Annotated in this window: 8 protein-coding genes; 6 read left to right on the forward strand and 2 right to left on the reverse strand. The window is 67.6% G+C overall.

The genetic code is table 11. The features are described 5' to 3' along the window. Nucleotides 1-185 precede the first annotated feature (185 nt). From rpoH to OHZ10_RS15325, 6 genes are all read left to right on the forward strand, one after another. Nucleotides 186-1,121: an RNA polymerase sigma factor RpoH gene (gene rpoH, locus OHZ10_RS15300; RefSeq protein ID WP_059233155.1), complete on the forward strand. Its 936-nt coding sequence runs from the start codon at nucleotides 186-188 to the stop codon at nucleotides 1,119-1,121. A gap of 429 nt (nucleotides 1,122-1,550) precedes the next feature. Next, nucleotides 1,551-1,832: a cytochrome oxidase putative small subunit CydP gene (cydP, locus tag OHZ10_RS15305; RefSeq protein WP_425394774.1), complete on the forward strand. Its 282-nt coding sequence runs from the start codon at nucleotides 1,551-1,553 to the stop codon at nucleotides 1,830-1,832. Continuing rightward, the gene (locus OHZ10_RS15310) at nucleotides 1,822-3,402 is read left to right on the forward strand and encodes a cytochrome ubiquinol oxidase subunit I (RefSeq protein ID WP_174994097.1); all 1,581 of its coding nucleotides are present in this window, start codon (nucleotides 1,822-1,824) and stop codon (nucleotides 3,400-3,402) included. Before cydP ends, OHZ10_RS15310 begins: the two co-directional genes overlap by 11 nt. A gap of 31 nt (nucleotides 3,403-3,433) precedes the next feature. After that, nucleotides 3,434-4,570 carry a cytochrome d ubiquinol oxidase subunit II gene (cydB, locus tag OHZ10_RS15315; RefSeq protein ID WP_059233152.1) on the forward strand — a complete coding sequence of 379 codons (1,137 nt, stop codon included), beginning with the start codon at nucleotides 3,434-3,436 and terminating at the stop codon, nucleotides 4,568-4,570. 60 nt (nucleotides 4,571-4,630) lie between these two features. Further along, entirely contained in the window at nucleotides 4,631-4,753 is a 123-nt protein-coding gene (cydX, locus tag OHZ10_RS15320) for a cytochrome bd-I oxidase subunit CydX (protein WP_059233151.1), read from the forward strand. Between the two features lie 562 nt (nucleotides 4,754-5,315). Next, the gene (locus tag OHZ10_RS15325) at nucleotides 5,316-7,799 is read left to right on the forward strand and encodes a family 20 glycosylhydrolase (protein ID WP_174994096.1); all 2,484 of its coding nucleotides are present in this window, start codon (nucleotides 5,316-5,318) and stop codon (nucleotides 7,797-7,799) included. A gap of 149 nt (nucleotides 7,800-7,948) precedes the next feature. Here OHZ10_RS15325 and nagE read toward each other — a convergent pair whose 3' ends face one another. After that, complete coding sequence (gene nagE / locus OHZ10_RS15330) at nucleotides 7,949-9,718, reverse strand: N-acetylglucosamine-specific PTS transporter subunit IIBC (RefSeq protein WP_059233149.1); 1,770 nt, start codon at nucleotides 9,716-9,718, stop codon at nucleotides 7,949-7,951. Between the two features lie 87 nt (nucleotides 9,719-9,805). Next, the gene (ptsP, locus tag OHZ10_RS15335; RefSeq protein WP_059233148.1) at nucleotides 9,806-12,388 is read right to left on the reverse strand and encodes a phosphoenolpyruvate--protein phosphotransferase; all 2,583 of its coding nucleotides are present in this window, start codon (nucleotides 12,386-12,388) and stop codon (nucleotides 9,806-9,808) included. Nucleotides 12,389-12,392: the final 4 nt, after the last annotated feature.

Genomic DNA, 12,392 nt, shown 5'->3' on the forward strand with positions numbered 1-12,392 from the left:
ACTTCGCGTCGCGCCTCCTGTCGCAGATTAGACTATCGACTCCACTTGATCGATAGAAAAACCGGGAACTCGGATGCCCCCGCCCGCTCTAAGGAATTAGCACTCGTCTTGCGGGAGTGCTAAGATGGCCCACGGAATCTCATTCGAGACCGGGGGTTTGTCCCTGATTCCAAAGGAGTTTTTTAGTGAGCAACGCCCTGACCCTCCCGAATACCCTGAGCCCGACGCCGGCCAAGGCCGAATCGGCAGGCTCGCTGGCGCTCGCAGCCCAATCGATGTTGCCCGGCCAGCTCGGCAACATCGACGCGTATATCCAGGCCGTCAACCGCATCCCGCTGCTGACCGCCGAAGAGGAACGCCAGTACGCAACCGAATTCCGCGAAGGCAACAACCTCGACTCGGCGCGCCGCCTCGTGCTGTCGCACCTGCGTCTGGTCGTGTCGATCGCGCGCAACTATCTCGGCTACGGCCTGCCGCACGGCGACCTGATCCAGGAAGGCAACATCGGCCTGATGAAGGCCGTGAAGCGCTTCGATCCGGCGCAGAACGTGCGTCTCGTGTCGTATGCGATCCACTGGATCAAGGCCGAGATCCACGAGTACATCCTGCGCAACTGGCGCATGGTGAAGGTCGCGACGACGAAGGCGCAGCGCAAGCTGTTCTTCAACCTGCGCAGCCACAAGAAGTCCATGCAGGCGATGACGCCCGAGGAAATCGACGGCCTCGCGCAGGAACTCAACGTCAAGCGCGAAGACGTGACCGAGATGGAAACGCGCCTGTCGGGCGGCGACATCGCGCTCGAAGGGCAGGTGGAAGACGGCGAGGAGTCGTACGCGCCGATCGCCTACCTGGCCGACTCGCACAACGAGCCGACCGCCGTGCTCGCCGCGCGTCAGCGCGACTCGCTGCAGACGGACGGCATCGCGCAGGCACTCGAGGCGCTCGACGCCCGCAGCCGCCGCATCATCGAGGCACGCTGGCTGCACGTCGACGACGACGGCTCGGGCGGCTCGACGCTGCACGATCTCGCGGCCGAATTCGGCGTGTCCGCGGAACGTATCCGCCAGATCGAAGCGAGCGCAATGAAAAAGATGCGCACTGCCCTCGCCGAATACGCGTAAATCCACGGCGATTTAGAGCGCCTCATCGAAAACCGCTGCCCGACCGGCAGCGGTTTTTTTTCGCCCGTCTTTTTCGCGTGCTTGCACACGCTTCTGCGTGCGCTTCAGCGCGCATTTCTCCGCCCGTTTCTTCGTCCGTTTCTTCGTCCGTTTCTTCGTCCGTTTCTTCGTCCGTTTCACTGCCGATTAATTTGACCTGATTCGTCGGGTATCAGGCCGTTTCCGGGCCCCTTCCGCATAACCTTGATCTGCCTCAACTTTTGCCCCGCGTTTCGCGACGGTCTGCCGCAGCGCAGCACTCGGCATCGGAAAGCCGTCCTTTTAAAATTGGCATGTCCGGCGCAAAAGGATTAAAACAGCTTCACGGCCGTCATAAATCCGACGTAAAGTCGCCCCAAATCCGACCTAAATCGATTCAGGATAATCGCCTTGATCTCGATCAATAAAGAGCCTGCGCCGCCGTCTCCCCCGCGGCCGGCCCGCACGATCGGCTGGCGCGCGCGCATCGCCGCGTGGGCACACGGACCGACCCTCGCCCGCGACATCACCCTGGTGCTGATCGTCAAGCTGATCCTCCTGATGTCGCTCAAATACGCATTCTTCAATCATCCGCAGGCCGAGCACATGTCGCTTCCGCCTGCCGCCGTCGCCGAGAAGCTGCTCTCGGTGCCGGCGCCTGCATCCACCGAGGGAGACCACCATGATAAGTAGCGAAGTCGTCGATCTGTCACGTCTGCAGTTCGGCATCACGGCGCTCTACCATTTCCTGTTTGTGCCGTTGACGCTCGGCCTGTCCTGGCTGCTCGTCATCATGGAAGCCGTCTACGTGATGACCGGCAAACAGGTCTACAAGGACATGACCCAGTTCTGGGGCAAGCTGTTCGGCATCAACTTCGCGATGGGCGTGACCACCGGCATCACGCTCGAATTCCAGTTCGGTACGAACTGGTCGTACTACTCGCACTATGTCGGCGACATCTTCGGCGTGCCGCTCGCGGTCGAAGGCCTGATGGCGTTCTTCCTCGAATCGACATTCGTCGGCCTGTTCTTCTTCGGCTGGAACCGCCTGTCGAAGGTCAAGCACCTGATGGTCACGTTCCTCGTCGCGCTGGGCTCGAACCTGTCCGCGCTGTGGATCCTCGTCGCGAACGGCTGGATGAACAACCCGGTCGGCGCCGAGTTCAACTACCAGACGATGCGCATGGAGATGACGAGCCTGTTCGACGTGCTGTTCAACCCGGTCGCGCAGGTGAAGTTCGTGCACACGGTGTCGGCCGGCTACGTGTCGGCGGCGATGTTCGTGCTCGGCGTGTCGTCGTGGTACCTGCTGAAGAAGCGCGACGTCGACTTCGCGCTGCGCTCGTTCGCGGTCGCGGCCGGCTTCGGCCTCGCAGCGACGCTGTGCGTGATCGTGCTCGGCGACGAATCGGGCTATACGACCGGCGAAGTGCAGAAGATGAAGCTCGCCGCGATCGAATCCGAATGGGAAACGCAGCCGGCGCCAGCATCGTTCACGCTGATCGGCATTCCGAACCAGGAAGCACAGCGCACCGACTACGCGATCAAGATCCCGTACGCGCTCGGCCTGATCGCGACGCGCTCGATCGACGAACCGGTGATCGGCCTGCGCGAGCTCGCGAAGCACAGCGAGGAGCACATCCAGAGCGGGATGGTCGCGTACGGCGCGCTGCAGAAGATCAAGCAGGGCGACACGAGCGACGCGACCCGCGCGCTGTTCGACCAGCACAAGCAGTATCTCGGCTACGGGCTGATGCTCAAGCAGTTCACGCCGAACGTGGTCGATGCGACGCCCGAGCAGATCAAGGCCGCCGCGAAGAAGACGATCCCGCCGGTCGCGCCCGTGTTCTTCTCGTTCCGGATCATGGTGGCCCTCGGCTTCCTGTTCGTCGCGACGTTCATCGCCGCGTTCTGGTTCTGCGCGCGCCGCGAACTGCTGCAGGACAACCGCCGCTGGTTCCTGCGCTATGCGGTGTGGGCGATCCCGCTGCCGTGGATCGCGATCGAATTCGGCTGGATCGTCGCCGAGCTCGGCCGCCAGCCGTGGACGATCGCCGGCGTGCTGCCGACGCACCTGTCCGCGTCGAGCCTGCAGCCGAGCGACCTGTACCTGAGCCTCGCGGGCTTCATCCTGTTCTATACGGCGCTGTTCGTCATCGAGATCAAGCTGATGTTCAAGTACGCGCGCCTCGGCCCGTCGTCGCTGCATACCGGCCGCTATCACCACGAAATCGCAGCCGCCAGCGAGCACGCCCCGGCGTGAGCACGCACCTGAAACGGAACAAGGAATCGCTATGGACTATGCAACTCTCAAGCTGATCTGGTGGCTGCTCGTCGGCGTGCTGCTGATCGGCTTCGCCGTCACCGACGGCTTCGACATGGGCGCGACCGCGCTGCTGCCGTTCCTCGGCAAGACCGACGAAGAGCGCCGCATCATCGTCAACACCGTCGGCGCAACGTGGGAAGGCAACCAGGTGTGGCTGATCACGGCCGGCGGCGCGATGTTCGCCGCCTGGCCGCTCGTCTACGCGGCGTCGTTCTCCGGCTTCTACTTCGCGATGCTGCTCGTGCTGTTCGCGCTGTTCTTCCGGCCCGTGGGCTTCGACTACCGCAGCAAGCGGCCGGACCCGCGCTGGCGCGCGGGCTGGGACTGGGGCCTGTTCATCGGCGGCTTCGTGCCGGCGCTCGTGTTCGGCGTCGCGTTCGGCAACCTGCTGCAGGGCGTGCCGTTCAAGTTCGACAGCGACCTGCGCGTGACCTACTACGGCAGCTTCTGGGCGCTGCTGAACCCGTTCGCGCTGCTGTGCGGGCTCGTCAGCCTCACGATGCTCGTCGCGCACGGCGCCGCGTTCATCAAGATGAAGACCGACGGCGTGATCGCGCGCCGCGCCTCGATCGCACTGCGCGCGGCGTCGTTCCTCGCGGTCGTGCTGTTCGTGCTGGCCGGCGTGCTGGTGGCGTCTTATATCGGCGGCTTCCACATCACCCACGCCGCACCGACCGACACCGTCGCGAACCCGCTGCTCAAGGACGTCGCCGCCGGCTCGGGCCTGTGGCTCGCGAACTACAGCGAATTCCCGTGGATGATCGCGGCGCCTGTCGTCGGGATCGCAGGCGGCGTGCTCGCGCTGCTGCTCGCCGGCTCGAAGCAGGAGAAGACGGCGTTCTTCTGTACGGGCCTGATGATCGTCGGCGTGATCCTGACCGCGGGCTTCTCGATGTTCCCGTTCATCATGCCGTCGTCGCTCGACCCGCGCAGCAGCCTGACCGTGTGGGATTCGACGTCGAGCCACATGACGCTGCAGGTGATGCTGTTCGCGGTGATCGTGTTCCTGCCGCTCATCCTGATCTACACGAGCTGGGTGTATCGCGTGATGCGCGGCAAGGTCACGCACCAGACGCTCGAAGAGAACAAGCACTCGATGTATTGATGCATTGAACCGGGCCGGGGCGCACGCTCCCTCGCCCACCGTTTCGCAAGGAGTCGGACCATGTGGTATTTCAGCTGGATTCTCGGTATCGGCGTCGCGCTGTCGTTCGGCATCGTCAACGCGATGTGGCTCGAAGCGCGGCAGAAGGCGCAGGAGGCGCCCGTGCGCGCACGCCGCGACTGACGCCCGGCGCGCGCGGCCGATCGCGCGGCCGCCGTCCGGAACGAACCTCGCCTCGCGCGAGGTTTTTTTTCGTCCGGCCCCGCCGGACAGGTGCCGGGAGCCGATGCCAATTTAGCGCCAGATTGATACCACTTGAATACCAATAAAAGGTTTCATAAGATCTTTGGACACGGCCGCTGACAGGCCGATTCCTTCTGGGTGGGGGAGACATGCGAATCCCGTGTGTGGCGCGCGCCGGCGCGCCATGTCGACGTCCGCGTACGGCGGTGTCCGCCGTCGCGCTCGCGCTCGTGCGCGGCCGGCCGAACCGGGCCGACTGCGGTCGGCTTGCCGCCGCGGCAATTGCGGCGCGGCACCGATGATCATGCGCACATCACCGCGCCGATCCGATCGGCACGCGTGCCCGCCTCCCGTTCCGTAACGCACGCCTCCGCGTGCAGATGGCGCGCGGTGCAGTCGCATCGCCCCGCGTGCCGGTATCTCCCGCAGCTCCATTGAAAGACCCGAACGCCGCGACGTCGCCCCACGACGCCGCCAGGCCCCCTTTTTTTCAGGAGTTCGAATGAAGCGTACCTTGCCATCCCTTCTTGCAAGTCTGCTGATCGCGGTGCTGTCGCCAGCCGCGAATGCGGCCCAACCGGCGCCGGCCGCCTCCGGCGCGACCGCCGGCACCGCGCTGGCCACCGCGCAAGCCGCCAGCCTCGCGGCGGCGCTGTCGAACGGCCTCGCGTTGCGCGTCGCCGTCGACAACAACCACGCGGGCACGGCCGGCGTGCCGTGCGCCGATCTCGGCGCCGACGGCGCGGCCTGCGCGACGGGCCGCCTGATCCTGCAGAACCGCGGCCACCAGGCGATCGCCGACGGTGGCTGGAAGCTCTACCTGCACAGCATCCGCCGGCTGCTGCGGATCGACCGTCCGGGCTTCGCGCTGCGGCGGCTCACCGGCGACCTGTACGAACTGACGCCGCAGCCGGGCTCGGTGCGGCTCGCACCCGGCGAGCGCCTCGAGCTGCCGTTCGTCGCCGAATACTGGCTGCTGCGCTACAGCGACGTGATTCCGCGCCCGTATGTCGTCGTCGACGGCGCACCGCCTGCCGTGCTCCGCTACAACGACACCGACAACGAGCTGCGCTACGTCGAATCGCTGCCGGCCGACGCGCAGAACAACTCGACCGGCAATGCGCCGCCCGTGGCCGCGCGGCCGGATGCGAGCCGCGCGCTGCCGAGCGTGAAGCGCGAACAGCCGCTGCCCGGCACGCTCGACCTGCGCGGCGTCGAGCTCGCGCTGCCGGACCTGCCGGACGCGCAGGTCGCGGCGCTGCGCGAACGCGCGACGACTCTCGGGCTCGACGGCGCACGCATACCGGTTCGCGGCGCCGTCGCGCCGCGCCGGCTGCCGGCCGACATCGCGACGCCGGGCGGCTACCGCCTCGCGATCGGGCCGCGCGGCGTGCTGATCGAAGGCTACGATCGCGCGGGCCTCTACTACGGCGTGCAGACGCTCTACTCGCTCGCGCCGGCCGGCGGCGGCCCGATCCCGGCGATGCTCGTCGAGGATGCGCCGCGCTTTACCCATCGCGGGATGCACGTCGATCTCGCGCGCAACTTCAAGCACCCGGCGACGCTGCGCCGCCTGATCGACCAGATGAGCGCGTACAAGCTCAACCGCCTGCACCTGCACCTGTCCGACGACGAAGGCTGGCGCATCGAGATTCCCGGCCTGCCCGAGCTGACCGAGATCGGCGGGCGCCGCTGCCACGACCCGAGCGAGACGCGCTGCCTGCTGCCACAGCTCGGCTCGGGCCCCGACAACCGTTCGGGCGGCGGCTACCTGACGCGCGACGACTACGTGTCGCTCGTGCGCTACGCGGCCGCGCACTTCGTGCAGATCATCCCCGAGATCGACATGCCCGCGCATGCGCGCGCGGCCGTCGTGACGATGGAAGCGCGCTACCGGCGGCTGCATGCGGCCGGCCGCGAGCAGGAAGCGAACGCATACCGGCTGCTCGATCCGCAGGACACGACGAACCTGACGACGGTGCAGTTCTACGACCGGCGCAGCGACCTGAACCCGTGCGTGCCGGGCGCGCTCAATTTCGCGTCGAAGGTGATCCGCGAGATCGCGGCGATGCACGCGGACGCGCAGGCGCCGCTGCAGACGTGGCACTACGGCGGCGACGAAGCGAAGAACATCTTCCTCGGCGCGGGCTTCCAGCCGCTGAACGGCACCGACCCGAACAAGGGGCGCATCGATCTCGCCGCGCAGGACAAGCCGTGGGCGCGTTCGCCCGCGTGTACGACGCTGCTCCAGCGCGGCGAGATCAAGTCGATCGACGAGCTGCCGACGCGTTTCGCGAAACAGGTGAGCGCGGCCGTCAACGCGAACGGGATCGACACGATGGCCGCGTGGCAGGACGGCATCAAGCATGCGAACGGGCCGCAGGACTTCAGCACGCGCCACGTGATGGTGTCGCTGTGGGACACGATCTTCTGGGGGGCGTCGGACAGCGCACGCGACCTGAGCGGCAAGGGCTACCTGACGGTGCTCGCGCTGCCCGACTACCTGTACTTCGACTTCCCGTACACGCTGAACCCGCGCGAGCGCGGCTACTACTGGGGCTCGCACGCGACGGACGAGTACAAGGTGTTCTCGCTCGCGCCGGAGAACCTGCCGCAGAACGCCGAAGTGATGGGCGACCGCGACGGCAACCCGTTCGAAGTGACCGGCACGGGGCCCGCGCCGCGCATCGAAGGCATGCAGGGGCAAGCGTGGGGCGAGGTGATGCGCAACGACACCTTCCTCGAATACATGGCCTATCCGCGGCTGCTCGCGCTCGCCGAGCGCGCGTGGCACCGCGCCGACTGGGAGCTGCCGTATGCGGCCGGCGTGCGCTTCAAGCGCGGCGACACGCATCACGTCGACACGGCTGCGCTGCAGCGCGACTGGGCCGGCTTCGCGACACTGCTCACGCAACGCGAGCTGCCGAAGCTCGACCGGGCCGGTGTCGGTTACCGGAAGCCGACCTTCACGCTGACGAATCCGTGACCGGCTGAACGCTCGCGCGATGCGCGATGCGGGCGAACGCATCGCCCCCTCGCCCGCCCCAAAGAAAAACGGCTTGCGACGCATCGCAAGCCGTTTTCGTTTTACCGCCTGGCCGAATCCGCCACGCGGATCCGGCCGGCTTCATCGCATCATGCCGGTTGCACGGCGGCGCCGCCGCCCGACGGCGGCAGGCGCGCGCCAAGCTGTTCGGCATAGCGTGCGGCCGCGTTGCCGCAGACGATGTGGAACGTGTCGAGCGACACCCAGGCGACGTCGAGCGCACCGAGGCGATCGCGATCGACCGCCGACGGATCGCGCACGACAACGCGCAGGCGCGTGGTCGCCACTGCATCGAGCGATGCGACGTTGGTCGCGCCGCCGAACACCGCGAGCCAGCGCGCCGGCTCCGGATCGAGCGGGCCGGCGGCCGCGCCCGTGACGGGCTGCGCAGCAGCCGCCGTCGCGGTCGACGCGGCACCCGTCGCGCCGCTGCCGATCGCGGCACGCATTTCGTCGGCGATGATGTCGGCCTCCGGCCCGATGATCACCTGCACGCTGTTGCCGCCGCGCTTGAGCACGCCGCGCGCACCGATCGACTTCAGTTCCGGCTCCGAGACCTTCTCCGGATCGACGACGGTCAGGCGCAGGCGCGTCGTGCAGGCGTCGACGACCGACAGGTTGCCCGCGCCGCCGAGTGCGGCGATGTAGCGCTGCGCGCGCGGTGCGGCGGCCGTCGCAGCGGCGCCCGCAGCCGGTGCGACGAAGCCGCCCGATGCGTACGATTCGGCAGCCGCATCGGCCGATGCCGGCTCGCGGCCCGGCGTCGCCATGTTGAACTTGCGGATGAAGAAGCGGAACAGCCCGTAGTACGCGACGCCATACGCGATGCCGAGCGGGATCGCGATCCAGCCCTTCGTCGACAGCCCGTAGTTCAGCACGTAGTCGATCGCGCCGGCCGAGAACGTGAAGCCGAGCTTCACGCCGAGGATCTGGCAGACTGCGAGCGACAGCCCCGTCAGCACCGCGTGGATCACGTACAGCACCGGCGCGAGGAACATGAAGCTGAATTCGATCGGCTCGGTCACGCCGGTCAGGAACGACGTGAGCGCCATCGAGAACAGCAGGCCGCCGACCATCGCGCGGCGCTCCTTCGGTGCCTCGTGCAACATCGCGAGACACGCGGCCGGCAGGCCGAACATCATGATCGGGAAGAAACCGGCCATGAAGGTGCCGGCGGTCGGGTCGCCCGCGAAGAAGCGGTGCAAGTCGCCGTGCACGATCTCGCCGCCGGCGGGCGGCGTGAAGTTGCCGAACACGAACCACGCGAGCGAGTTGATGATGTGGTGCAGGCCCGTGACGAGCAGCAGGCGGTTCAGGAAGCCGAACACGAACGCCCCGATCGCGCCCGCCGTCGTCAGCCATTGGCCGGCCGCGTCGATCAGATGCTGGACCGGCTGCCACACGTACCCGAACACGATGCCGAGTATCACGCAGACCAGCCCCGTTATGATCGGCACGAACCGTTTGCCGCCGAAGAACGCGAGGTAGTCCGGCAGCTTGATGTCCTTGTAGCGGTTGTACAGCAGGCCCGCGACGACACCCGCGATGATCCCGGACAGCACGCCCATGTTCAGCTTGGGATCGATGTCCTTCATGATCGCGGTTTCGATCAGGTAGCCGATCGCGCCCGCGAGCGCTGCCACGCCGTTGTTGTCCTTCGCGAAGCCGACCGCCACGCCGATCGCGAACAGCAGCGGCAGGTTGTCGAAGATCGCACCGCCGGCATCGGCGATCATCTTGATGTTGAACACGTCCGGCTGGCCGAGTCGCAGCAGGATGCCGGCGACCGGCAGTACCGCGATCGGCAGCATCAGTGCCCGGCCCAGGCCCTGTATTTTCAGAAACGGATTCCCGTTCATTCAGTCCTCCAATCCTTGTCTCGTCATTAATCGTCGTTGAGCTGATGGCTTTCGTCGTAATACGGGTCGCGAACCTGCCGCCGACGGTCAGTCGAGCGGCCAGACCTCGCGACTTGCTGCCCTTACCGCCTGTGCCGAATCGAGCGCGAGCAGATCCTGCGCGCGCTGACGGCACAACTGGTAATCGAGACGGCGCACACGCGCCTTGATGCCCGGCACCGACACGGGGTCGACCGACAGTTCGGTCACGCCGAGGCCCACCAGGACCGGCACCGCGAGCGGATCGCCGCCGAGCGCGCCGCACACGCCGACCCACTTGCCGTGCTTCGCGGCGCCGCGCACCGCGATGTCGATCAGGCGCAGCACGGCCGGATGCAGGCCGTCGGATTGCGCGGCCAGATCGGCCTGGCAGCGGTCCATCGCGAGCGTGTATTGGGTCAGGTCGTTGGTGCCGATCGACAGGAAATCCGCGTGCTGCGCGAGCTGGTCGGCCAGCAGCGCGGCCGACGGCACCTCGATCATCACGCCGACTTCGATCGGCTCGGTGCGGCCCTGCGCACGCGCGAATTCGTCGATGCGCTTGCGCAGCCGCACGAGCTCGCCCGCGTCGGTCACCATCGGCAGCAGGATGCGCACCGCGCCGAGCGGCTTCACCGCGAGCAGGCCCTGCAATTGATCGTCGAGCAGATCGGGGCGCACCTGCGCGAGGCGGATGCCGCGCAGGCCGAGCGCCGGGTTCGGTTCGGGCGGCAGCGTCAGGTAGTCGACTTCCTTGTCTGCGCCGACGTCGAGCGTGCGGATGATCGCGGTGCGGCCCTGCAGCGCGTCGACGATCGACTGGTAGCTCTGCTGGTGTTCGACGACCGTCGGCGCAGCCTGGCGATGGATGAACATCAGTTCGGTGCGCAGCAGGCCGACCGCGTCCGCGCCGTTGTCGACCGCGGTGTTCGCATCGTCGAGCGTCGCGATGTTCGCGGCGACCTCGATCGCGCGGCCGTCGACCGTTGCTGCGGCTTCACCGGCGAGTTGCCGGTTCGCCTCGCGCACGCCGTCCAGGCGCTGGCGCTCGTGCCGCGCGCGTTCGACGTCGAGCGCGGTCGGTGCATGTTCGAGCCGGCCGGCGCTCGCATCGACGACGACCTGCGTGCCGTCGGGAATCGCGTACAGCGCATCGCCGACCGCGACCAGCGCCGGAATGCCGAGCTGTCGCGCAATGATCGCCGCGTGCGACGTCGCGCCGCCGCGCGCCATCACGAGCGCGGTCACGCGCTGGCGATCGAGCGACGACAGGTCGGACGGCGTGAATTCCTCGGCCGCGAGCACGGCCTCGTCGGGCAGCGCACGCGCGGCGCCGTTCGTGTGGCCGAGCGCACGCAGCACGCGCTTCTCGATGTCGCGCAGGTCGGCTGCGCGTTCGGCGAGCAGCGCGTCGTCGAGCTTCGACAGCGTGTCGATCTGCGTGCGGATCGTCGCGCGCCACGCGAAACCCGCGCTCTTGCCGAGGCTGATCAGGTCGCGCGCTGCGTCGATCAGCGTCGGGTCCTCGAGCAGCACGCGATGCACCGCGAAGATGCCCGCTTCGCCGACCGCCCCGCGCGCCGATGCGTTGCGCACCGTTTCGTCGAGTTCGGCGTCGACCGCCTTCAGTGCCTGGTCGAGCTGGCGGCTTTCCGTCGCCGGCGTGCCGGCAGCCTGCTCGGGCGGCACGATTTCCGCGTCGTCGAGACGCACCAGCGTGCCGACTGCGATGCCGGGCGCCGCGCACACGCCGGCGAGCGTGTTCGGGTCGATCTGCGCGCCGGTGTTGCGCGCGATCGTCTGCGGCACGGGCGACGTCATCCGCGCCGGCTTTTCCTCGACTTCGCCGTGCGCTTCGCGCAGCAGCTCGTGCTCGACTGCGTCGACCGCCTGTTGCGCATGCGCGCCGCGGCCAACCAGTTCGACCGTCGCACCTTCGCCGGCGCCCAGGCCGAGCAAGCCGACGACGCTCGCGATCGATGCCTTGCGGCCGTCGAACAGCACGTCGACGGTCGCGTCGAACCCGCGCACGGCTTCGCGCGCACGCGCGGCCGGCCGCGCATGCAGGCCGCCCGGCTGCGCGAGCACGATCTCGCGGCGCACTTCGTTCATGGCCGCCGCGCCGGTCTGTGCCGCCTGCGCAGCGGCTGCGCCCTTGCCGCGCAACGCGAGCAGCGGCGTCTCGCCAGCGGTCGCGAAACCGCTCGCACGGTCGACGACCTCGAACGCGTCGGAGTTCGCGATCGCGATCACCGACACGAGCGAATGCGCGCTGCGCGCCACCGCGTCCTGATCGAATTCGATCAGCAGCGTGCCCGCGTCGACACGCGCGCCGGCTTCGACGTGTGCGATGAAGCCCTGCCCGTTCAGCTCGACGGTATCGATGCCGATGTGCAGCAGCACTTCCGCGCCTTGCGGCGTCGTGATCGTCACCGCGTGGCCCGTGCGCGCGAGATGCGACACGACGCCCGCGCACGGTGCGACGAGTTTGCCCGCGAGCGGGTCGATGCCGATGCCGTCGCCGAACATCCCGCCGGAGAACACCGGATCGGGCACGTCGGCCAGCGCGACGATCGGCCCCGTCAAGGGGCTAAGCAGGACGATCTGATCGTGGGTGGGACTCTTCAACTGGGACTCCTCGGCGCGTCTCATCGGC

This window comes from Burkholderia arboris (assembly GCF_038723655.1).
Taxonomy (GTDB): Bacteria; Pseudomonadota; Gammaproteobacteria; order Burkholderiales; family Burkholderiaceae; genus Burkholderia; species Burkholderia arboris.